The organism is Streptomyces sp. NPDC022552 (assembly GCF_055561875.1).
Genome location: NZ_JBVHGJ010000001.1, coordinates 479,179 through 500,945, shown reverse-complemented (window position 1 = coordinate 500,945; position 21,767 = coordinate 479,179). Strand labels below are relative to the sequence as shown.

Sequence of the window (21,767 nt, the reverse complement as noted above, 5' to 3'; positions counted from 1 at the left end):
CATCGAACGACAGCGGGGCGGAACGGACATGGGGCGGGTCGGCGAGGAGATCAGCGACGAGGAGCTCGCCGCCTTCGACCGTACGGTCGGAAAGCTCCGCGCCCTGCCCGTCGACGATCCGGTCCGTCTCCGCGCCGAGCAGGTCGCCGAATCCTTCGCCCGCGACGGCCGCACCCGGCGCCGCAAGGCCCGCAGGGGCGCACTCGGCGAGGCCGACGCCACGGTCGTGGCCGCCACGGCGACCGGCGCCGTCGCGCGCCGCGAGGACGCCCCGCTGGGCCGCGGGCACGCGGGCGGGGGCGGGGTCTTCCACCGGCCGCGGCGCTGCTACGTCTGCAAGACGCACTACCGGCAGGTCGACGCGTTCTACCACGCGCTCTGCCCCGAGTGCGCCACCGACAACACCACCCGCCGCGCCCTGTCGACCGACCTCACCGGGCGCCGTGCCCTGCTCACCGGCGGCCGGGTCAAGATCGGCTTCCAACTGGCGCTGATGATGCTCCGGGACGGTGCCGAACTCCTCGTGACCTCGCGTTTCCCGCACGACACGCTCCGCCGGTTCGAGGCCGCGCCGGGCAGCGAGGCGTGGCTCGACCGGCTGACGGTCGTCGCCGTCGACCTGCGCGACCCGCGCCAGGTCCTCGGGCTCTGCGAACGGCTCCGCGAGGACGGCGAACCGCTCGACATCCTGGTCAACAACGCCGCCCAGACGGTCCGTCGCCCGCCCGAGTCGTACGCGCTGCTCGCCGCGGGCGAGACGGCGGCGCTCCCGCGTTCCGCCTGGGCCGCCCCCGGTTACGCCCCGCTGCGGGCCCTGGAGGCACCCTCCGCCGGCGGCGCGCTCGCGCTCGTCCTCGCCGAGGCGGACGAGGCGGGTCTGCTGCCCGATCACGCCCCGGTGAACTCCTGGTCGGCCCGGATCGGTGCGCTGGACCCGGCCGAGCTCCTGGAGACCCAGCTCGTCAACGCGCTCGCGCCCGCGCTCCTGGTGGACCGGCTGCTGCCGCTGCTGCTCGCCTCGCCCAGGCCGAACCGTTACGTGGTCAACGTGACCGCGGTGGAGGGCCGCTTCGCCGCGCGGCGCAAGACCGCCGGGCACCCGCACACCAACATGGCGAAGGCCGCGCTCAACATGCTCACGCGCACGAGCGGGCCCGAGCTCGCCGCCCAGGGCGTCCATATGTGCAGCGTCGACACCGGCTGGATCACCGACGAGAACCCCCTGCCGAAGAAGAACCGCCTCGCCGCCGAGGGGTTCCGTACGCCCCTCGACATCGTGGACGGGGCGGCGCGGGTGTACGACCCGATCGTGCGCGGCGAGGCCGGCGCGCCGGTGTCCGGCGTCTTCCTCAAGGACTACCGGGAGGCGGCGTGGTGACCGGACCGGGGAACACGGCAGGAGACGAGGGCGGCAGCCCCTTCGCGGGCGTGCCCCCCGTCCTGCCCCGTTCGATCGCCGACCTCGGTCCGCTGATCGACTGGCTGCGCGGCGGCGGGGCCGCCGACCGCAGGCTCGATTTCCCGGCGGGTACGGCCATGCCCGACGGACGGCTCGACCTGTGCAAGCAGGCCCTCGGCCCCGAAGGCGCCGCGCTGATCGCCGAGGCCCTGGGCGACACGGCCGGCCCGAGGCGGGTCCGTCATCTCCTCCTCGGTACGGACGGGCTCGGTGACGAGGGCGCGGCGGATGTCGCGGAGAAGACCGTCGGCGCGGGCGTCGAGACCCTCTATCTGGGCTGCAACGGCATCACCGCGGGCGGTGCCTGCCGGATCGCCGACAGTCTGCGGGCCTCCGAGCACGTCGTCAGCGGGGTCTGGCTCAAGCGCAACCCGCTGGGCTCGGGCGGCGGCCGGGCGGCGGCGGATCTGGTGGCCGCCGCCTCCGGGCTTCGCACCCTCGACCTCGTCCAGACCGGCCTCGACCCCGCGGGGCTCGCCGTTCTCGCGGAGGCACTGCTCACGGCGGCCGCCTCAGGGCGCCGGATCGAACGGCTCTTCGTCGGCGGCAATCCGCTCGGCCGCACCGGGGCCGCACCGCTCGCCGCCCTGCTCGCCTCCGGAGCGGTCGGCGAGCTGTACGCCTCGGCGGCCCGGCTGGGCGACGACGGGGCGCTGCTCCTCGCGGACGCGCTGGAGCGCGCGCCGTACGGCCGTACGACCAGGCTCTCCGTCGCGAGCAACGGGATCGGGCCGGAGGCCGCCGCCCGGCTCGTCGCCGCGGCGGCGGGCGCGGGCGTCGAACTGCTCGACTTCGGCCGGGTCCGCGCGGCGGGCACGCTGGGTGCGGCGGACAACCATGTTGACCTGGGTGCCGCGACCGCGATCGGCGAGACGCTGGCCGGGCGCGAGCACCGCCTGACCCACCTCGTCCTCGCCCACACCGGTCTGCGCAGCCGCGAGGCCCACCGGATCCTCGACGCCGCGCCCCGGGCGCTCACCCCGACGCGCTTCGTGCTCGGCAAGGGCATCGCGACGAGTGTCCGGCGCCGGCTCGACGCCTTCAGCGCGCACCTGCCGAAGCCGGCGGTCTCCGCGGACGTCGAGGCCGTCCGCAGCGTCCACCGCACGGCCCCGCCGGCCTCGGCGGACCCGGCGGACCCGACGGACCCGGGCAACGACCCCTGACCTCCGGGGCCGACGACGGACGGGTGCGGGTGTGTCACGGGCCGGTTCGGCGTACGTCCGGGGCGTGCAGGGGGTCCCGGGCGTCCCCCGCGGCGCGGGCCAGGAGCCCCGAGAGTTCGACGCGGGAGCGGACGCCCAGCCGGGCGAACACGTTCCGCAGATGGTGGTCGATCGTGCGGGGGCTCAGCGACAGCCGGTCGGCGATCTCACGGTTCGTCGCCCCCGCCGCCACCAGACCCGCGATGCGCTGCTGCTGGGGCGTCAGCTCACCGGCGGCCTCCGGCGACGCCGCGGCCGTACCGCCCACGGCGCCACCGGTCGCCCGCAGTTCCGCCCGCGCCTGATCGGCCCAGACACCGGCCGCCGCCCGTTCGAAGGTGACGAGCGCGTCGCTGAGGGGCGCCCGGGCATCCACCGGACGCCTGCGCCTGCGCAGCCACTTGCCGTACGCCAGCAGGGTCCGCGCCCGCTCGAAGTCGTTGCCGGTGTCCTCGTGGTGCCGCACCGCCTCCCCGTACCAGTGCGCGGAGTCGTCGGCACCGGCCAGCAGCGCACGGCAGCGGGCCAGTTGGGCGGGCGCCTGGGGATCGACCCCCAGACCGGCCCACACGGCGAACTCCTCCGCCGCGGCCCGGGCGTCCGTCGCCCGGCCCGCCGCGCAGGCGGCCTCGACGAAGCAGGGCACGGCCAGCATCCGGAGGGCGAAGTGGCCGCTGCGGGGCCCCTGGCCCACGAGGGGGGCGAGGCGTGCCGCGGCCTGGGCGGCGAGCCCGTCGGCCAGTTCCGCCCGGGCCAGTGACCACTCGGCGAGGGTCGTCGCCTGGACGAGCCCGTGCGGCCGGGCGGTCCCGAGCGCCCGCCCCGCGTGTTCGGCCACGGCGCGTCTGTCGCCCGAGACCGAGGCCGCGAGGGCGAGCACCGCGTGCTGGTGGGCCGCCGCGTTGCGCTGGCCGGTGAGTTCCGCCGTACGGAGCCCCTCCCGGGCGTGGGCGGCCGCGCGTTCGTGGCATCCGGCCCTCAGCTCGGCGTACGCCAGGTGCTCGAGGACCCGCGGGAGCAGCGCGGTACGGCCCTCGGCCCGTACCTTGGCCAGCGCGCGGGAGTGGACGCGCACGGCGGTGGGCGCGTCGCCCAGAACCAGAGCGGCGGCCCCCGCCCGCAGCAGGTTGCGCGGTTCCTCGGCCGCTCCGTCCTGGGCCACGACGCGGGCCAGCGGCGCGCGTGCCTCGTGCAGCCGTACGGCGAGCGCGGCGCACATCCCGTCACGGAAGTCCCGTTCGGCGGCGTCGGTTGACTCGTCCGCGCGTTCTGTTCCGGGGGTACGGACACTGTCGCCACCGCCGAGCGCGGTCGCGCAGGCTTCGGCGTCCCCCGCCGCCCAGGCGGCCTCCATGGCGAAGAACCGGGCGTCGGCCGCCTCCTCGGGCGCTCCCTCGCGCAGCAGCGAGGCGGCGAGGAGCAGCACCTGGTGGGCGTCCCCGGCCGGGCCGTCGGCCAGTACGGCCAGACCGCGCACCAGCTCGGCCCGTCCCCGCACCACACCGGCCGGCGCGCGCACCTCCTCGGCGGCCAGGAGCCCGTCGGCCGCGATCTCCGCCACGGCAACGGAACCCGCCCCCACCACGGCCCCCGCCCCGGTGCGCGGAGCGAGGAGCGCACGCAGCTCCCGGCGCCGTGACGGCGTTACGGTGCCCAGGACGGCGCGCCGCAGCAGCGGGTCCTCGAACCGCAGCGCCTCGCGGGTCCCCCGCAGCAGCCCGTAGGCGACCAGCCGGTCGAGCGCTTCGGGCGATGCCCGTACGGCGCGGGCGGCCGCCAGGACGGCATCGGCACCGACCGGTCGCACGTCGCCGGGCCCGGCCGCTGCCGGGCCCGGCTCGCCGGCGGTCGCCACCAGCGTCAACACCCGTTCGCATTCGGCCGGTAAAGACTCCAGCAGCCCTCGGTACACCTCGGACAGCACCGCGTCGTCCGTCACGGAGCCCAGCAGGTCACCCCCGGCACCCGACTGCCCGCCCGCCGCGGAGAGTCGTGCGGCCATCGCCGTCAGGACCCCGGGGTGCCCGGCGGCCTCGTCGAGCAGCCGTGCGCGTACGGAGGCGGTCAGCGGCGCCCGGCACACCTCGTCGAGCAGGGCGGCGGCGCCCTGCCTGCCGAGCCGCCCCAGGCGCAGCACCCGGGCACCGGGCACCTCGGGCGGCCGGTGGTGCCCCGCGAACGAGACGACCCACGCCCAGGGAACGGGGCCCGCGCGCCACACGGCGTCGAGCGCGGTGCGCGAGTGCGCGTCCCACAGATGGAGGTCGTCCACGCAGAGCAGCAGGGGTTCGCCAGGGCGCAGGGCGGTCAGCGCCCCCGCCACGCCCTCCGGGCCGCGGGCCGCCCGCACGGCGCGTCGCGCGGCCGAGGGCGTCGGGGCGAGTGCGGACACCAGGGCCCGCACGCCGCTCCAGGGAACCCGGTTGCCGCTCGGCGCGCCCACCCGGTGCGCCCGGATCGCACACTCCCGTACCGCCCGGTCGAGCAGCGCCGTGCGGCCCATGCCGGGGCCGGCGGTGACCAGCAGGACACCGCCCGAACCGTCGGCGGCCCGCGCCGCGAGCTCCGCCCCGGCGGCGAGTTCGGACGTACGGTCGTACAGCCGCGGAGCAGCGGCGGCCCTCGACGCTCCACTCACGCCGCAACGGTACTGGCGGGTAGGGACCGAGGGAAGAGTCGCGTGTTGGGCCCGGGCCCACACCTGTGGGGCACCCGCTGTGCACCGGGACAAGCGTCACCCCCGCCCCGCTCACGCGCCCCACGCCCGGGGCGCGCGGCGGGGACGGCGGCGGCCGTCAGGAGCCGAGCGGGCAGGTGCCCCGGTACTCCTCGATCGTCAGGCTCGGCCGGGGCAGCGGGCAGAGGAACTGGTCGTAGCGGGTGTCGTCGTCGATGAACCGCTTGAGCCAGGAGATGCTGTACTTCGCGATCGTCGTGTTCGAGCTGTTCGGCGTGAAGTGGGTCGCGCCGTTGAGTTCCAGGTACGCCTTGTCCAGGGACGCCGGCAGGCTCTCGTAGAACGGCTCCGAGTGGGTGGCGACCGGCGCGACGGTGTCGCCGTCGGCACCCATGACCAGGGTGGGCGTGCTGATCTCCGGCCAGGTCTTGTCCGTGTTCCAGCCGGTGAGGGGGATGGCGGCCTTCAGCGAGGGCCGGCTCTTGGCCGCCTCCAGCGTGCCGCCGCCGCCCATCGAGTGGCCCATCACGCCCAGGCGCGAGGCGTCGACGCGGCCGCGGACCGAGCTGCGCTGCGTCAGGTAGTCGAGGGCCGCGAGGAGCTGACGGCCCCGGCTGTCCGGCTGGTCGAGCGTGGTCAGGGTGTCGATGGTGAAGACGACGAAGCCCTGCGAGGCAAGACGCGGGCCCAGCCAGGCGATCGACGACTCGTACGCGGTGAAGCCGGGGGAGATCACGACCGCGCCGAACGTGCCGTCGCTCGTCGACGTCGGGTAGTAGACGGTGCCGCCGCCGAAGCCGGTGACGGCGAGGGAGGAGACGCTGGTCTGGGAGACGGCGTAGGAGCCGCGCGCCGCCTCGATGGAGGCAACGGTCGGCGCCGGTCCGCGCTGGTAGGGGTTGTCCGCGGCGTCGGCGGCGGGGGCGGCCAGGAAGGCCAGGGATGACAGGGTTACGGCGGCGGCGAGGTGTCGTTTCACGACGGAGTCGTCCTCTCGTGTCGTGTTGCGTCATGTCGTGGGGGTGCGGCGACGGCCTGGGGATCGGCCGGCGCGCCGGTATCGACCGGCTCGGGCCACTGTCGGGGCAGCGGCGGACGAAGGCATCGGCGAAATGACCGGTCACCGGGTCGCGGGACCTGCGAGGTCGGACGTGACACGACGCAGGAACGCCGCGGAGAGGTGGCCGGAGGGTGCCGAGCGCGGGTGTCCGTGGATGCTGGTGTCACAGAGGGCGATGAGGAGGCGACGCAGCTGCCCGGCGAGGGCGTCGCATTCGTCCCGGCCGCGCCCCTGGCCGCAGGCGCGGCCACCTGGGCCCCCTGCTGCTCCTGGCCGCCGCGGCCGCCGTGTTCGTCGCCACCGGCAGCGACGCGGTCCTCTCCGTCCGCGCCTCCCGGCAGGTGTCCGAAGCCCGGCGGCCGGCCGCGATCGGGCTCTTCGTCCTCTGCTACCAGCTCGGAGGCGCCGTGGGACCGGCGCTCGCCGCCCTCTTCGTCCTCACCTGAGCGGGTGTCACCGCGGCATCGCGGCGAACACCTCGATCCAGAAGCGCTGATGCTCCTCCGAAGCTCCGACCAGATAGGTCGACCGCAGCTTCGGAGGCAGCAGCGCGACCAGCCGGGTCACGGCCTTGCGGTGCTTCTTCAGCTGCGACAGCTCGGCGTTGGCGATGACCTGGTGCACCACGTCGCTGTCGTCACCGCCCTCGGAGGACTCGTCCGCCGCACGCCGGAGCCGCGTCTCCCACGCCTCCACCTGCCGGGCCATCTCCCGCAGCCCCGTCACCGGCCGGTTGTTCAGCCGCTCGACGAGACCGGTCAGCGACACCGGGGCGTACTCGCCGTCCCCCAGATAGACCGTCCCCATCTCCAGGGGCAGCCCCCGCTGATGGAGCTTGACCAGCCGCTCGATGGTCCGCTTCGTGATCCAGGCACGGCCGTCGTCGTCGATGTCGTGCTTCCACCACTCGAGCACGGTCTCGGCCACCGGACCGTACGTCTCGATCAGCCACTCGTTGGCCGGGATGTCCCCGGGCTGAACGGTCAGCGAGGCCGTGAAGCGCGTCGCCTGGGCGATGTTGTTCCGCGCCACGAGGAGCTTGCGGCCCAGATGGTACGGCGGGTTCTGCACCGCGATCTGGGCCCGCAGCCCCTCGATCTGCCGGCCGGCCAGGGACCACTCCTGGGTGATCTCCATGAGCTTGGCGAAGGCCGCCTTGTCCTTGGGGCGGTTGTACTCGTCCCAGACGATCGCCTTCGGCTCCGTGCCGGTGAACGCGGCGGCCAGCAGATTGTCCAGCGAGCCGTCCGGGGTCGGGATGGGGGCGCAGAGGTCCTCGACGTTCGTGACGGGCAGCGAGAAGTACAGCGGCTCCCGCCCGCCCATGCCCTCCCGGACCGTCTGCCGGACGAGTTCGGTCTTGCCGCAGCCGGGCGGGCCCTGGAGCAGCACGGTCCACCGGTTGCGCAGGGCCGCCCGCACGACGGTGCGCACGGGGTCGGCGATCCGCGCCGGGTTCGGGACGCCGAGCGTCTGCGCGATCCGGTCGAGGATCTCCTGGGTCCTGTTGGGGCCGGGGCTGCCGTCGGGGCGCGGCTCGGCGAGGCGCAGCCGCTCCCCGTTGACCAGGGGCAGCCCCCAGCTCAGCGGAAAGCCCTCCTGCGCGTTGGCGAGGATGTGGTCCAGGGTGCGGGGCGAGAGCAGCTCCCGCAGACCGGGGCTCAGCGACGCCCACAGGGAGAACACCCCGCCGAGGTCCCACCCGCGGTACTTCGCCGCCAGCTTGAACCGCCAGGCCGTGTCGTTGGCGGTGATCCGAACCGTGACCATCCGGTCCAGGATGGCCAGGTCGCTGCGGCGGGCCGCGGTCTCGGCGAGCGACTCGTTGTCGGTGAGGAAGACACCGATGCAGCCGAGCGCCCGGAGGTCGTAGCCGCCGAGCGTCCAGTTGCAGGCGATCTGCATGAGCTGCGACTGGATCGACTCCCCCGCCTGCAGCGAGTCGTCGATGAGCAGCACGAACGGCTTCCCCGGCTTCAGCTGGCTCATCACCAGCTGCCGCAGCACGAGCCTCCCGGTCTCCTCGTCCCGTACGGGAGCGTTGGCGAGCAGGTCGTCCGGGGTGAGGTTGGCGGCCGGGACGAAGACCAGCTCGGCGTCCGGGTAGGCCTCCGCGACGTGCGAGAAGAACGTCGCCGTCTTGCCGATGCCGTGCTCGCCGAAGACCTGGCCGGTCTGGCCCATGTCGATCATCGCGTCGATGAAGCCCTCGAGGCGCGACACCCCCGTCCAGCCCTCCGGCGGCTGCGGGTAGGTGGCGTTGGGCCGCCACGGAGCGGCGGTGGGGAGCGCGGTCATGTCGATCCTGTCGTGACGCGATGGCAGGCCATCGCGGGTGTGTGGGAGTCGGGCCAGTCGTCGCCGCCCTCGGTGATGAGCCAGATCCACTTGTCGGGCTCGGCCGGCGTGATCGGGGGTGCGTACCCGTCGGTGAGCATCACCACGGCGTCCGGGGTCTCCTCGAAGGGCCGGCCGTCGACGAGCGTGCGCCCTTCCACGTAGTCGGCGACGACCTGGAAGCTCGTGCCTCCGCCGCCGAAGACCCGCTCGCCGGGGCGGAACGGCATCACGACGGCGTCGAAGGAGAGCCAGTGGGCCTCCACCCCGTCGATCCCGCCGACCAGTTCGGTGAGCCAGTCGACGACATGGTCCGGCATCGATCCCGAGGTGTCGTACGCGATGACGAGGACCTTGTCGCGCACCGGGCCGCGCCGCGACAGCATCGGGTCGAGGCCGAGCGCCGCGAGCAGCGCGCCCCGCTTCTTCGGGTACACCAGCCGCTCGCCGTCGCGCAGCTTCGACGCGACGACGTCCACCAGCCAGCGCTGCCACCAGTCCACCCGTCCCGTACGGGGTGTCTGTCCGCGCAGCAGCCCCGCGCCGAGCCGGCCCCACATCCGGGTCACCCGGTCGGAGGCTCCGTCCGTGCGGTCCATCAGGTCGCCGAGCTCCGCCTCGGCCACGGCGTGGCCCCGGCGCGCCGCGAGCAGCGCGTTGAGGAGCACGGAGGAGGCGAGGGTGTCGACGGTCTCCTGGTCGGTGGGTATCGCGTCGTGGGAGAGCCTGGCGCACAGCGCCGGCGCCGGAACGGGCGGGTGCGCCATCCGTTTCAGCTCTCCGTACACCGACATGTCCGTGGCGATGAACTCCCGGTACTCCACGGGCTCCAGGCCGTGTGCACGCAGGTCCTCACGGTAGGTGGCGTGGATCTCGCGCGGGTTCACGCCCACCGGTACGCCGTCGCGCGTCGGCAGCTCGCGCGCGCCGAGGCGCACCATCGCCACATGGTTGATGGAGACCTCGGCGGCCAGGGTGAACACCGGATCGCTCCGCAGCTCCGGCTCGACGAACAGATGCCGGTGGATCAGGTGCCGCGCCTCGTGGAAGAGGACGAACGCGACGCCGTCGAGCCCGAGGGAGACGAAGAACTCCGGGTTGTAGACGAGCAGACAGGTCCCGTCGCCGCTCGCCACCACCGCCGCCGTGTCCACCGCCGTGGTCGGTATCTGGTGGCGGCACTTGGCGTACAGCCAGGAGGCCACGGCCGAACCGGAGAGCCCGAAGTCGAGCAGCGCGGCCTCCTTCAGCCGCCGTGCCTCCGCGATCACCGCCTCGTCGGCGGGCCGCCACCGCTCCAGAGCGCGCCGGTCCGTCAGATCGACCACATGGCGGGGCCGTCCCCCGCGCTCCCCGTACGCCATGTCTCCCCCGTCACTCCCTTGGTGCTGGTCCATTGCTATCAGGCGACGGCGACAGCGGGCGAAGCTGTTTCGGCCGCGGGCATGTGCTCTAGGATCGGCCACAAGGCGGGGCCGTAGCGCAGAGGCAGACGCACCGGTCTCCAGAACCGGGACACGCTGGTTCGACTCCAGCCGCCCCGCCCCCCGTTCCGAGACCCGGTCCGCTCTCCGGGCGGCGCCTCCTCCTCGGGGCGCCTCAGGCGATGGCGCCCGCGGTCACGATCAGCTCCGGGACGGTACCGGTGAAGGTCGGCAGCAGTTGCGCGAGTACGGCCCAGGCCTCGACATTCGCCCCCAACGAGCCGCGCACCAGGGGCCGCAGCACGTCCTCGGCCTCCCGAAGCCGGGTGGGAAAGGCCCATCGGCCGGTGTCCAGTGTGGCCAGGACCGTGTGGGCGGTGCGCCACTCCTGTACGTAGGCGGCCGGGCTCTCGACGATGCCGGCCGTGCGCATCCGGTGGGCGTAGCTCGGGTGGTCGGAGAACCGCTTCCGCAGCTCCGTGGGGCAGTCGGGCCGCAGCGCGAGCGCCCACCGGGCGTACCCGGGCAACGGGTCCGCGCTGTCCGCCTCGACGACCCGCGGCCAGTCGTCGCGGGCGACCGCCCTCGCGGCCCGGCGGCCAAGGCGCATGGTCGTCACCGACCGGAGGGCGGGGACCAGTTCCTCCTCGGGCAGCCGCTTCACCGCCTCCGGTCGGGGCCGGTCGGCCAGCGCCTTCGTCACCGGCACCCGGCGGTGCGCGTCGGGTCCGAAGGGCTCGCCGTTGAGGACCGCCAGCTCCAGCGCTCCATGGAGGCCGCTGTCGAGGAGGACCACGATCTCGTTGATCTCGGGGTTGTCCTCCTCCAGCATCCACAGCCAGGTGGAGGCGCGCGGGTCGGTGGAGGCGATCTGCCTGGTGGCGAGCCAGCGCCGGGGGTCGGTCGTCCCCGGCCGCTCCGCGACTCCGATCCGCTCCCGTATCCGCCCGGCGTCGTCCATGTCGGCCAGCGAGACGAGCACGTCCAGTGCGCCGTCCAGCGTGCGGTCATGATGCATGGCCCCGACCTCTCGTGTTCCTCGGGCCGCGTCCGCCCCGATCATGCCAAGACTGGCAAAGAGTACGGGAATCGAGGACGCGGCCCGAGGAGCGGTGCTCCGGGTTCAGTGCAGGTCGGCCTGCGCGGGGGTGTCGTCGAGGAAGCCGCCCGACTGGTGCTGCCAGAGCTTCGCGTAGGCACCGCCGAAGGCCAGCAGCTCCTGGTGCGTGCCCTGCTCGACGATCCGGCCGCGGTCGAGGACGACGAGCCGGTCCATGGTGGCGACCGTGCTGAGCCGGTGCGCCACCACGAGCGCCGTGCGTCCCGCCATGAGCTTCCACAGCGCGTCCTGGACCAGGATCTCGCTCTCGGAGTCCAGGGCGCTGGTGGCCTCGTCGAGCAGCAGGATCGGCGCGTCGCGCAGGATCGCCCGGGCGAGGGCGACCCGCTGGCGCTGACCGCCCGACAGCTTCACCCCCCGCTCGCCCACCATGGTGTCGAAGCCCTCGGGGAGCGCGTCGGCGAACTCCGTGACGTGCGCCGCCTCGGCGGCGCGGCGGATCTCGGCCTCCGTGGCGCCCGGCCGGGCGAACGCGATGTTCTCCCGCAGCGTGCGGTGGAACATCGCCGGGTCCTGCGGTACGTACGCGATCAGGCTGCGCAGTTCGGCCTGGCGCAGCCGGCTGATGTCCTGGCCTCCGATCATGATCCGGCCGCCGTCGATGTCCGACATCCGCAGCAGCAGCCGGGTGAGCGTGGTCTTGCCTCCGCCGGACCGGCCGACGAAGCCGATCTTCGCCCCGCCGGGCACGTCCAGGTCGAGGTCCTCGAAGAGCGGCTCGGCCCCCGCGTGGGCGAAGGTCACCTGCTCGAAGCGCACGTCGGCGCCCTGGGGCAGGAGCGGCTCCGGGGACGAGGGGTCCCGTACGCTCGGCGGTTCGAGGAGCAGTTCGGTGAACTGCGCCGCCTCCGTCATCGAGCTCTCCAGGCGGCGGTAGATCTGGTTGAACTCGAACATGATCCGGGTCGCGTTGGCGTAGTACGTGAAGGCGACGATGACCGCCTCGACGCCGTGCTGTCCCGCGCCGAGGGAGAGCGCGAGCAGCAGCCCCAGCAGGTTGGTCAGTACGGACATCGGCGCGACGAGTGTGTCGATGCGCAGATTGCCGTAGTCCCAGGACCGCAGCGTGAGCCGCCGCGACTCGGCGACGCGGGACCGGTGCTCGGCGGCCTCGCGGTCCTCGGCGGCGAACGACCGGACCGTGTCCATGTTCATCAGGCTGTCGGCGACATGGCCGGAGACCCGGGCGATGGCCTGCTCGCGCCGGGCGACCAGCGCCTGGCGGCGACGGATCAGGGGCGTCACGCAGACCGCCGTGACGGTGATCAGCGTGAGGAGGCCGACCACGAGCAGAGGGTCGTACTGCCAGAGCACCACCGAGGCGAAGACCAGCGGTACGAAGCTGCCCATGACGGAGAACGTGAGCGTGTCGACGAACTCCTCGAAGCGGGAGGCGAAGCTCAGGACCCGTTTGGTCAGCGATCCGGCGAAGTTGTCGTGGAAGAAGGCGGCGTCCTTGGCGTACAGCTCGTCCATGCCGATCACGTACAGGTGCTCGATGCCGCGGGCGTCGAGGCGGTTCAGACAGTGCAGTCCGATACGCCACAAGGCCTCCGCGAGCAGCAGGACGCCGGCGAAGCCGAGGACGTACGGCAGCATCGGGCCGATTCCGGCGGCCGCGTCGCCGTCCCCGGCGATCCGGCCGACGAGCTTGGCGACGATCAGGGGCGCGATGTAGAAGATGCCGATGTTGCCGAGCGCGGGCAGCAGCATGGCCGGCACGGTCATCCACCGGAGCCGGGACAGCTCCCTTCCGTAGTAGCGGAGCGCGAGGAGCACCGAGCCCTTGCTCGGTAACCCTTCGGACGTTTCAGGTGATCCCATCTCGAACCCTGTGCTCTCGGACCGACAGGTGACAAAACGTCAGTCTTCCGTGTCGGCACGTGCGCGGTCCACGTGTTTTCTCCGCGCACGCGGGAGCCGGAGACGGACGAGGCTCCCGCGCCTCCCCGTGACATGTCGTACGACACGCACGGGGTGGCCGGGAGCCTCGCTCACACCGGGAAGCGATCAGAAGGCCCCGATCGGGCCCCTCTCTTCCCTTCCCGGGCTACCTCTTGCCTTCCCAGGGGTCCACGCCCTCCTGCCAGAGGCGCTTCTGCTCGCCCTCGCCCAGGAAGAGCGCGGACTGCCTCCCCCACAGGGAGAGGTCACCGAGCGGGCACTCGTCGAACTCCCCGCGCAGGACGCGCGCGAGGAACTCGACCATCCCGCAGTCGTAGCGCCGCCACAGGTCGTCGTCCCGGTTGCGCACCAGGACCGGCCAGGCGCCGGGGTCGTCGCCCGAGGCGTCCCAGCACAGCAGGTCGGAGCTCGCGTCGACACCCCAGGTGATCAGCACCGGGTCCGCGCCCGCCAGCTCGGGAGACTTCTTCTCCCTCGCCCAGGCACCCTCCGCGTTCGCCGTCTCCAGGAGCATGCCCCCGTACGGCGACGCCGGCTCGGCACCCTTGTACTCGGGCAGCTGGATCACCAGGCAGCCCTGGATCGTCCCGGCGCCGTACGCCTCGATGAACTGCCGGTAGTCGGGCGGGAACTCCCTGCCCCACGACTCGCTCATCCGGCTCCAGTCGACCGACGTCCCGCTCTCGGCCGGAGGCGGCATGAGTCGCCGAAGCTCGTCCCATTCGGCCACCTGCGTCACTCTCCTCTCCTCTCGTTCCGCATGGATCCGGCCCTCACTCCATCGATCCGGTCGGTATCTGTCGGCCGGTGTTCTGGTCGTTGAACATGCCGAGGTTCCGGCCGGCGAGGGTGTTCGACACGAAGGTGTCGATCCTGATCCCCGCGGACCCGTCCGGGTTCGTACCGTACGCGGTGATCTTGAACCCGAGCGGAACGGTCCTGCGGCCACTGTAGGTCGGGGTCACCTGGTACAGGACGTCCTGCCCCGCCGCGACGGCCGCCGCGACCTGGTTCTCGTAGTTCTTCATGTTGTTGTCGCCCTGCTGGGAGCCGGTCTGCCAGTCGTTGGCACCGCGCGCGCACGTCGCCAGGTTGTTCAGATCGGTGCCCGAGCCGCTCAGCTGCTTGCCGAGGAGGTGGCAGGCGTTGATGTTCTGCTCCACCGGGTGCGCCCCGAGGAAGCCGGCCGTGCGCTGCGCCCACCGGTAGCCGGGAGGCGTCACCTTCGACGTGTCCGTCTTGGTGCCCTTGTTCTCGGCGAGGTAGGACTTGTTCAGGCAGGCGGAGACGCCGGTGGCGCGGCTGCCGTTGGCCTTGTCCACGTCACCGTGCCTGACCCAGCCGCACTTGCCGTCGTTGTCGTCGTCGTCACCGCCGTCGGTGCCACGCGGCTTCGGCTGCGGCTGAGGCGTGGGCTTGGGCGCCGGGGTGTCCTCCTCGGCCGCCTCGTCGATGGCCTCCTCGATGCGGTCGGCGGCCTCCTCCACGACCGCGACCACGGCCGCCACGATGACGACCGCGGCGACGAGCACCACGGCGGCGGCGACCACCGGGATCGCGGCGAGCGCCCAGACGAAGTGCCCGTCGACCTCCACGTTGCTGATGGGGTTGCCACCGGTGAAGGCGTAGCGGTTGCCGGTGAGGGTGTCGACGCCGAGCCCCATGTCGGCGAGGGCGCCGTTGTACAGGTCCCGCGTCGTGAAGCGGTTCAGGCCCGGGGAGTAGTCCCGGAAGCCCATGTCGTACGTGCCGGACTGGGCGTCCCACCGCTTGGCGTTGAAGCGGTAGTGGTTGTACTCCTGCTTCGTCGGGTCCCCGGCGTCGGGCTTGTCGATGCCGGTGAACTCGCTCTTGTCCTCGCTGCCGTAGGCGGTGTAGCCGTAGGTGGCCTTGGTGTCCCCGTTCTTGTCGGTCAGCGTCTCGACGTCGGTGTGGCTGTTGTAGCCGTAGTACGCGTCCTCGGTCGTCCCGTCGCTGTTGTGCGTGACCTGGGAGAGCCGCTGTCCCCACGGGCTGTACTCGTAGGACTTGGTCAGCTTGCCGGCGACCTCCTCGTTCAGCACCTCGTTGGAGAGACCGAGGTAGTTGAACGTGGTGGTCTTGCCCTCGGCCGTCTTGGAGACCGTCCGGTCCAGCGGGTCGAAGGTGTAGGTCGTCGACTTCATCGCGCCGCCGGCGTCGCGCTGCTGCGACTCGACGACGTGGTCGAAGCCGTCGTACACGCTCCGCGACACGATCTGCCCGCCGCTGGAGACGGACTCCTGGCGTCCGAAGGGGTCGTAGGTGAAGGAGGACGTGACGCCCGAGGTCGAGGACCTCAGCAGCCGGTTGCGGTCGTAGGTGTACGTCGCGGACGACGCCTTGTCCGACTGGCTGATGACGTTGGCGTTGTCGTCGTGGACGAACGTCTCGGTGTTGGCGCCGTTGCCGGTCTTGACCGACTTGGCGAGCCGCTCGACCGGGTCGTAGGTGTAGTCGGTGGTGGAGTCGAGGTACGCCGCGTGGTTGTCGGCGTTCATCTTCTTCGCGACGTCCTGCGCCTTGTTGCCGTTGGCGTCGTAGGCGTAGGAGTGCGAGGAGACCAGGGTCCCGTTCGGCTTCTTCTCCGTCTGGGACTTCACCGCCCCGTCGAGGTAGTACGTGTTGTCGACGGTGTTGCCGTTGGGCTTGGTCTCACGCTGGACCACACCGCGGTCGGTGTAGGTGAACGACGAGACGTTGGGCGTCGGGTCCGTGGCGGAGGTGCCCACGGAGACCGTCTTGACCAGCTCGCGCAGGTCGTAGCTGTACTTCGCGAACTGCTCGGGGTGGGTGACCGTGTCCGGCCGGCTGTTGATGTCGTACGTGTAGGAGGTGGTCTTCTTCTCCTGGCCGGCCAGCTCCTCGGTGACCTGCCGGACCTGGTTCAGCTCCGTGTAGGCCATCTTGTAGGCGTCGACCCGGGTGCCGGACGAGGTGTCGGCGATCGACTCCATGTTGCCGTTGGCGTCGTACGCGTACGTGAAGGTGTGCTTCTCGGTGTCGGTGTCACCGGAGGTGTCGCGCACCAGCTTCACGCCGTCCGCGACGACCGCGCCGCCGCTGTTCTGGAACAGCTGGAGCTTGGCCGCGTCGCCCTGCGTGAACGTGAACGAGCCGAGGCTGACCCAGGCACCGCCTCCGGTGGCCTGGCTGATCGTCTTGTCCGTGGTTCCGGCGGCGTGCGTGACGGTGTACTTGGCGTTCGTCGCCGCGCCCGAGACCTGCGGGAACTTGACGTAGGCCGTGTAGGTCCCGTTCCTGGGGATGTTCAGCGTCCAGGTGAACGCGTCCGTCCCGGCGCCCGCGGCGTGGACCTGGTGGTCGTAGCCCTGCTCGCCGGTCAGGCTCCCCTTGGCCCAGGTGCCGGTGGAGGTGGTGTGCTGGACGTCGGAGTTGTCGACGAGCGGGACCGCGCTGCCCACCGGAACGCCGTCGTCGGTCTTCGACTTGAGCGTGCCGTTGGGGTGGTACGACCAGCCCATGGTGCGGCTGGAGGAGCCACCCGCCGAGGTCAGCGTCCGCGAGGTCTGCTGACCGATCTCGTTGTAGTCGTAGGTGGTGACGATGTCCCACGGGTCGGTGGACGACTTGGCCCAGCCGTTGTCGAAGTAGGTGTAGCGGGTGTCGTTGCGGACCGTCTGGCCCTCCGACGGCGGCAGCGAGGTCCTGGAGACCCGGCCCACCTCGTCGTAGAACGTCTGGGTGTAGACGTTCGGGCTGTTGTAGCGGGCGTCCGCCGGGTCGTACGGCTGGAACTGCTTGACCGGACGGTTCAGGGCGTCGTACTCGGTCCGGGCGGCGAAGTCGTCGGGGTTCGCCGTGGCCGTGCCGCGCGGAGTGGTGACCTTGGTGGCGTTGCCGACCTGGTCGTACTCGTACGTGGTCGTCCGGTACGTGATGTTCGGCGCGGTTCCCGTGTGCGGGACCTTGACCTCGACCTGCTTGCCCCGCTCGTCGTAGTCGACCAGGGTCTCGTTGCCCTCGGCGTCCTTGGACGCGACGACGAGCGAGTCCTTGTCGTACGTGCGCGAGGTGGTCCTGCCCAGCGCGTCGATGCTCGTGACGGCCCGGTGGTCGAGGTCGTACACCGTCTTGGCGGAGTAGTCGGTCGTGTCCGGGGTCGCGTTCCGGCGCGGGTCGATGACCGTGACCGGGTTGCCGACGTTGTCGTACTCGTAGGAGATCTTGTGGCCCGCCGCGTTCACCACGGAGCTGAGCTGGTAGATCTCGTCGTAGGTGTTGGTCGTGACGTAGTCGTTGGGGTCCGCGGTGGTCGCGGTGCCCTTCGGCTCGGTCGTCGTCCTGAGGTGACCGGTCCTGTCGTAGGTGTAGGCCGTCCGGCGCTCGGGCGCGGTCGGCGAGTCCTTGGGCGCGGTCGCCGAGGTGATCTGGTCACTGGCGTCGTACACGGCCGTGGAGACCGCGCCGTGCGGAGCGGTGACGAGCGTGACGTTGTCGTTGGCGTCGTAGACCGGTGCCGGGGTGGTGATCAGTTCGCCCGCGGCCTGGTTCTTGGGGACCGTGCTGACCAGCGGACGCCCGTACGTGTCGTACGTCTGCGTGGTCTTCTTGCCCAGCGCGTCCGTGACCTCGGTGACCAGACCACGCACGTCGTAGGCGGCCTGCGTGGTGCGGTTCAGCGCGTCCGTCGTCTTCGCCGGGTAGCCGGTGGGCCCGAACTCGGTGAAGGTGGTCGGGTTGCCGTTGGCGTCGACCGTCCGGACGGGCTGGCCGTGGGCGTCGTAGGCGTGGGTGGTGGTGTAGTCGCCGGCGGTCGCCGAGGCCACGCCCTTGGGGTCGGTGACCCTCGTGACGTTGCCGAAGGTGTCGTAGCCGAACTCCCAGGTGCGGCCCTCCGGGGACGTCTTGCGGTAGAGGTCGGTGGCGAAGCCGTCCAGGCGCGTCTGGTACTGGAACTTCTGCGCGCCGGCCGGGTAGACGCCGGGTGCGCAGTCGCTCGGCGCCGGGATGCCGCCCTTGTTGCTCTCCGCGCCCCGCTTCCAGAGCGGATAACCGGTCTTCTGGTCGTAGCACGACACCGTCCTGGCGCCGTTGGCCTCTTCCAGGAGGACGACGTTGTTGTCGGCGTCCCAGGCGAGCTTGCCGACCTGGGACTTGGCGTCGGTGGTCCGCACCGGACGGCCGAAGTCGTCCGTCACATAGGCGGTGACGCGGTTCTCGGCGTCGGTGACCCGGGTGTCGGTGAACTTGTCGTTGACGGCGTCAGGGGCGTAGGTGAAGGAGGTCGTACCCTGCTGACGGTCGGTGATCGACTTGGTCCACCAGTGGTACTTCGGGTCGTCGCCGGTGCGCGGGAAGTTGTACTCCAGCGAGGTGGCGTTCCCGCGCGGGTCGGTGACCTTGACCAGCTTGACGTTCTTGTTGCCCTGCGTGGCGTCGTACTCGAAGCCGAACACCTTCGGCTGGGACGAGCCCGCGCCGTCGGTGAGCTTGGTGAGCAGACCCTTGTCGGAGTACTCGAAGGCGAGCTTGCGCCCCGAGATGTCCGTCATCGATTTGACGTGGTCGATGATCTTGGGGCTGCTGGTGTCGGCCTTGCCGTAGTACGCGACGCTCAGCGTCTGCCGGCCGACCGGGTCGGTGATGTAGCTGAGGAACTTGGTGGGCTTGTTGTTGGACTTGCGTTCCTCGTACGTGTAGGTCTGCGTGTTGCCGTTCCGGTCGACGACCGACGTCATGTAGCCGTCGCAGCCGAACAGGAACCGGGTGCCGTCCGGGCGCGTGAGCGTCCAGGCGTCCGTGATCGGGTCCTTCTCCGGGGTGCAGTCCAGGCCCGGCTTGGGCGTGACCTTGTAGTGGACGCCGGCCGGGGCCTTCCACGAGCCGTCCGGCTGCTTGCTGAAGACATGGGTCGTGCCGTCGCCGTCCGGGAGCCTGATCTCGGTCGGGTGCGGCTTGGGGTGGAACTCCAGCGGCGCTCCGAGGCGGATGGGTCCCGCCGCCTGGCCGGACCAGCCGTGACCGAGCACGGTGTCCGAGGTGTCCAGGGAGTTGTAGGAGAACCGGACGAAGGTGTTCAGCCCGCGGCCCGGGTTGGAGAACGCGTTGTAGGACCAGACGCTGTTGCCGGCCGCCGCGTTGTTCATGACGGTCGAGCCGGCGCCGGTGTTCTTGCCGGAGAAGAAGTAGAACTTCTCCAGGCCGAGCTCGTTGGACGTGGGGTCCTCGACCGCCACGTTCTGCTTCAGCCCGGGGATCCCGGCCGTGCCCGACGCCCAGGTGCCGGCCGTCTTGTCGAAGACGTCCCAGGTCAGCGCGTAGTCGGTGCGCTTGTTGCCCGAGTCCGAGTTGATCGGGGTCTTCACCTGCGCCTGGAGGGTGACCGAGTCACCCGGTGCGACGTCCCGGGGCAGGGCGGTCTGGATCTGGTTGCCGCCTCCCGTGACGTCCGTGCCGTCGGGCAGGGTCCACCGGTACGTGAGGACCTGGTCGAGCGCCTTCCAGGTGGCGGCGGTGGTGTTGGTGAGCGTGAAGTCGACCGTGTAGGTGGTGTTCGGGGTCATCCGGGCCGGCGTCTGCGGCGCGTAGTAGGTCGACTCGGTGGTGGAGTCGACGTAGGTGACCACGAACTTCGGGCGGAGCCGCTGCTCGGCGCCCTCGGAGGAGAGGAACAGCGTCCGCTCCTGCGAGACGGTCTCGTCGGCCGTCTTGACGACCACGCCCTTCTGGGACGCGGGCGTCGTCACCCAGGACTGGGCGAGCGAGGTGACGTTCCAGTCGTGGCGGGCCGGGTCGTTGCTCATCGCGCCGGTGTCGGACACCGTGGCGCCGAAGTCACCGCCCTGGCTGGTCCAGTTCGTCGTGGCGTTCGCCTTGACCCAGGTGGCGGTCTCGTCGAAGTCGCGGGTGAGCGGGCGGAGTTCGTAGACCGCGCCCGGACTGTCCGTGGTGGTCTGCGTGCCCCAGAGACGCACGTCGGCGTCCAGCACCCGGGCGGTCGCGGGGATGCCGAGGGGCGGGAACTTCAGGACGGCGCGGGTCTTGCCGTACGTCGCCGAGTTGTTGCCGACCGAGACCCAGGTCTGCGGGCCGCCGTCGTCGATGCTGTCGTGCGGGGCGGTGGACTGCGTCGAGGACAGCGTGGTGTCCTGGGACGCCTCGAAGACCTTCGTCGTCCGGCCGGCCTTCGGCAGCCGCACGAGCTGGGTCGGCGCGGGGACGAGCTGCCCGTCCTTCGTCTTCACCGCGACCATGTAGTAGTACGCGCGCCCGAACGGGTCGGCGTCGTCCGCCTTGGTCGGGACCGCCGTGGTGTCGGTGAACGACGTCACACCTGCCGTGATCGGCGAGACGAGCGTCGAGGCGGAGGGCGTGAAGGTCTGGAAGACGGAGCGGTGGACCTGGTACTCGGCGAGGTCGTCGCCCGTGTTCAGCGGGTCCCGGTCCTGGTACGCGGACCAGTTCAGCTCGGCGCCCGTGTCGTGGATCGTCGTCGGTGCCGCGAGGTCGACGCCCTGGCGGCCGAAGGTCAGCACGAGCCGCGGGTAGTTGGCGGTCTCGCCGGCGTAGGCGAACTCGCTTCCCTCGTACCGCGGGCCGCCCTTGGGGCCGCCGGCGCTCTCGTCGCCGGCCTTGACGACGAAGCCGTGGTTGGCGTTCGTGCCGTCGACCCAGGACTGGACGGTCCTGGTCACCGGGAAGGAGTGCCAGGTGTTCTGCTCGCCCGGCTTCTTGGTGACCACGCCGCCCTTGGTGAACCGGACGGCGTCCGCGATCACCGAGGTGGCCGTCGACGCGGGACCGTCGCCCAGGACGATCTTGCCGAGGGTGCCGGCCTTGAAGGGGTGGGACCCGAGCGTCTTCCACACGCCGGCCGTGCCGGACTGCTGGTTGACGGTGTACGCCTTGCTGCCGCCGTCGTAGGTGACGGTGTACGGGGCGGTGGTGGCCCGGTCAGAGGCGGGCACGTAGTGCGCCTCGACCTGGTAGGTGCCGTCCTCGGGGAGGCTCGGCTGCCAGGTGTACGTGTCACCGGCGACCGAGTCCTTGTTGTACAGGTAGTCCTGGTTCACCGCGTACTGCGTGAACGCCGTGTTCCCGGAGGCGGGCCAGGCGCCGACGGCCGCGGTGCGGCCGGTGTCGCCGTCGTCGACCACGACGGCTGTGCCCGACAGTTCGCCCGTGATCGCGTTGGCGTTGCTCCAGGTCGCCTGGGCCTCGGTCCAGGCCTGCGTGGCCCGGTGTGCCTCCAGTTGCACCTCGGTGTCGCCCGCGGTGTGCGTCTGGTCGTAGTAGAGCCGCAGATCGGCGGAGTCCAGCTTGGTGCCCGCGGGGATGCTGCCCAGCGGGAACTTGACGAGGGCGCGTGAGGAGCCGGTGCTGGTGTTGCCGACCGACAGACGCCAGTTGTCGTCGTAGTTCGTCGTGGGACCGTCCGAGGAGATCATCACATCCTGGGCGGTCGTCGGCGTCGGGGCGATCGCCAGCGTCGGATCGACCGTGACCGGATACTGCCGCTCCTCGGCGGCCAGCCACTTCGCGTCCGGGGTGACGGTCAGCTTCCAGCCCTTGCCGTCCCGGGAGAGCTTCTGGGCGACC

11 protein-coding genes and 1 tRNA gene are annotated in these 21,767 nt (G+C 71.6%); 4 read left to right on the top strand and 8 right to left on the bottom strand.

All coding sequences use genetic code 11. The features are described 5' to 3' along the window. The first annotated feature begins 28 nt into the window (after positions 1-28). Positions 29-1,378 carry an SDR family NAD(P)-dependent oxidoreductase gene (locus ACZ3OF_RS02340; protein ID WP_467302192.1) on the top strand — a complete coding sequence of 450 codons (1,350 nt, stop codon included), beginning with the start codon at positions 29-31 and terminating at the stop codon, positions 1,376-1,378. Then, the gene (locus ACZ3OF_RS02335) at positions 1,375-2,625 is read left to right on the top strand and encodes a leucine-rich repeat domain-containing protein (protein WP_467302190.1); all 1,251 of its coding nucleotides are present in this window, start codon (positions 1,375-1,377) and stop codon (positions 2,623-2,625) included. The genes ACZ3OF_RS02340 and ACZ3OF_RS02335 overlap by 4 nt, the downstream gene beginning before the upstream one ends. Before the next feature lie 34 nt (positions 2,626-2,659). Here the strand turns inward: ACZ3OF_RS02335 and ACZ3OF_RS02330 are convergent, their stop codons facing one another. Both ACZ3OF_RS02330 and bdeA read right to left on the bottom strand, forming a co-directional pair. Then, complete coding sequence (locus ACZ3OF_RS02330) at positions 2,660-5,302, bottom strand: helix-turn-helix transcriptional regulator (protein ID WP_467302188.1); 2,643 nt, start codon at positions 5,300-5,302, stop codon at positions 2,660-2,662. Positions 5,303-5,459: 157 nt separating this feature from the next. After that, positions 5,460-6,320, bottom strand: a complete 861-nt coding sequence (gene bdeA / locus ACZ3OF_RS02325) for a bis(hydroxyethyl) terephthalate hydrolase (protein WP_467302186.1) — start codon at positions 6,318-6,320, stop codon at positions 5,460-5,462. Positions 6,321-6,688: 368 nt separating this feature from the next. Between bdeA and ACZ3OF_RS02320 the strand changes: the two genes are divergently transcribed. After that, the gene (locus ACZ3OF_RS02320; protein WP_361666714.1) at positions 6,689-6,847 is read left to right on the top strand and encodes a hypothetical protein; all 159 of its coding nucleotides are present in this window, start codon (positions 6,689-6,691) and stop codon (positions 6,845-6,847) included. 7 nt (positions 6,848-6,854) lie between these two features. Here the strand turns inward: ACZ3OF_RS02320 and ACZ3OF_RS02315 are convergent, their stop codons facing one another. Then, positions 6,855-8,699: an AAA family ATPase gene (locus ACZ3OF_RS02315; RefSeq protein ID WP_361666715.1), complete on the bottom strand. Its 1,845-nt coding sequence runs from the start codon at positions 8,697-8,699 to the stop codon at positions 6,855-6,857. After that, positions 8,696-10,102 (bottom strand): vWA domain-containing protein, encoded by a 1,407-nt coding sequence (locus ACZ3OF_RS02310; RefSeq protein ID WP_467302814.1) that lies wholly within the window; start codon positions 10,100-10,102, stop codon positions 8,696-8,698. The genes ACZ3OF_RS02315 and ACZ3OF_RS02310 overlap by 4 nt, the downstream gene beginning before the upstream one ends. A gap of 105 nt (positions 10,103-10,207) precedes the next feature. Here ACZ3OF_RS02310 and ACZ3OF_RS02305 point away from each other — a divergent pair. After that, positions 10,208-10,283: transfer RNA gene (locus ACZ3OF_RS02305), tRNA-Trp, on the top strand. A 54-nt stretch (positions 10,284-10,337) separates the two neighbouring features. On the opposite strand, the gene ACZ3OF_RS02300 is transcribed toward ACZ3OF_RS02305, so the two are convergent. From ACZ3OF_RS02300 to ACZ3OF_RS02285, 4 genes are all read right to left on the bottom strand, one after another. After that, the gene (locus tag ACZ3OF_RS02300) at positions 10,338-11,180 is read right to left on the bottom strand and encodes a hypothetical protein (protein WP_361666717.1); all 843 of its coding nucleotides are present in this window, start codon (positions 11,178-11,180) and stop codon (positions 10,338-10,340) included. Between the two features lie 105 nt (positions 11,181-11,285). Then, complete coding sequence (locus ACZ3OF_RS02295) at positions 11,286-13,106, bottom strand: ABC transporter ATP-binding protein (protein ID WP_361666719.1); 1,821 nt, start codon at positions 13,104-13,106, stop codon at positions 11,286-11,288. 226 nt (positions 13,107-13,332) lie between these two features. Beyond that, the gene (locus ACZ3OF_RS02290) at positions 13,333-13,926 is read right to left on the bottom strand and encodes a hypothetical protein (protein ID WP_361666721.1); all 594 of its coding nucleotides are present in this window, start codon (positions 13,924-13,926) and stop codon (positions 13,333-13,335) included. A 34-nt stretch (positions 13,927-13,960) separates the two neighbouring features. Next, positions 13,961-21,616 (bottom strand): golvesin C-terminal-like domain-containing protein, encoded by a 7,656-nt coding sequence (locus ACZ3OF_RS02285; protein ID WP_467302812.1) that lies wholly within the window; start codon positions 21,614-21,616, stop codon positions 13,961-13,963. Positions 21,617-21,767: the final 151 nt, after the last annotated feature.

What these genes read in the sequence shown, in the direction of transcription:
- ACZ3OF_RS02300 (WP_361666717.1), bottom strand. Translation starts at nt 11,180, where the DNA reads ATGCATCATGACCGCACGCTGGACGGCGCACTGGACGTGCTCGTCTCG.
- ACZ3OF_RS02315 (WP_361666715.1), bottom strand. Translation starts at nt 8,699, where the DNA reads ATGACCGCGCTCCCCACCGCCGCTCCGTGGCGGCCCAACGCCACCTAC.
- ACZ3OF_RS02285 (WP_467302812.1), bottom strand. Translation starts at nt 21,616, where the DNA reads ATGATCTCCTCGGACGGTCCCACGACGAACTACGACGACAACTGGCGT.
- ACZ3OF_RS02310 (WP_467302814.1), bottom strand. Translation starts at nt 10,102, where the DNA reads ATGGCGTACGGGGAGCGCGGGGGACGGCCCCGCCATGTGGTCGATCTG.
- ACZ3OF_RS02340 (WP_467302192.1), top strand. Translation starts at nt 29, where the DNA reads ATGGGGCGGGTCGGCGAGGAGATCAGCGACGAGGAGCTCGCCGCCTTC.
- ACZ3OF_RS02295 (WP_361666719.1), bottom strand. Translation starts at nt 13,106, where the DNA reads ATGGGATCACCTGAAACGTCCGAAGGGTTACCGAGCAAGGGCTCGGTG.